We start from the raw sequence: 511 nt of genomic DNA, 5'->3' as shown, positions 1-511 counted from the left end.
CGTTGACTTCGGTCAGGTTGCTGCCAGGGGCGCAGAGGGGGGCGGGCGCCGGGAGAAAAGGGGAATCGAAAGGGGGGGGGGGGAGGAGAGGGGGGGGTGGGGGGTAGGGGGGGGGGTGGGGGGGGGGGGGGGAGGAGGAAGGATGGGGTGGGTGGTGGGAAGAGCGGAGGGTGGGGAAGAGGAAGAGAGGGTGGGGATTGGGGGGGGGAGGGTTCGTAGAAGAGGGGGGGGGGGGGGGGGGGGGGGGGGGAGGGGGGGGGGGGGGGGGGGGGGAGGGGGGGGGGGGGGGGGGGGGGGGGGGGGGGGGGGGAGGGGGGGTGGGGGGGGGGGGGGTTGGGGGGGCAGTTTGAGCTGCTTGGCGGCGGAAGCCTTCGTTTGGCAGCTGCTCTTAGTAGTATCCGCCGATTTGGATGGTAGTGCCGGGAATTTCTTATTGGATTTCCTCGATGGTTTTTTCTAAGTCGGGGTAGGTGTAGTCTTCATCGGCCACAATCAGCCAGCGGAGGAAGGT

2 protein-coding genes are annotated in these 511 nt (G+C 70.3%); both read left to right on the top strand.

The annotated features are described in order from the left end of the window. Window positions 1-96: 96 nt before the first annotated feature. The gene (locus tag ACTHTU_RS11215; protein WP_440362590.1) at window positions 97-219 is read left to right on the top strand and encodes a hypothetical protein; all 123 of its coding nucleotides are present in this window, start codon (window positions 97-99) and stop codon (window positions 217-219) included. Further along, window positions 191-460 carry a hypothetical protein gene (locus tag ACTHTU_RS11210; RefSeq protein ID WP_440362591.1) on the top strand — a complete coding sequence of 90 codons (270 nt, stop codon included), beginning with the start codon at window positions 191-193 and terminating at the stop codon, window positions 458-460. Before ACTHTU_RS11215 ends, ACTHTU_RS11210 begins: the two co-directional genes overlap by 29 nt. Window positions 461-511 lie beyond the last annotated feature (51 nt).

Source organism: Neisseria sp. P0020.S005 (assembly GCF_051957055.1).
Lineage (GTDB): Bacteria > Pseudomonadota > Gammaproteobacteria > Burkholderiales > Neisseriaceae > Neisseria > Neisseria subflava_A.
The sequence above is the reverse complement of the archived record's forward strand: the minus strand, read 5'-3'. Positions and strand labels throughout refer to the sequence as shown.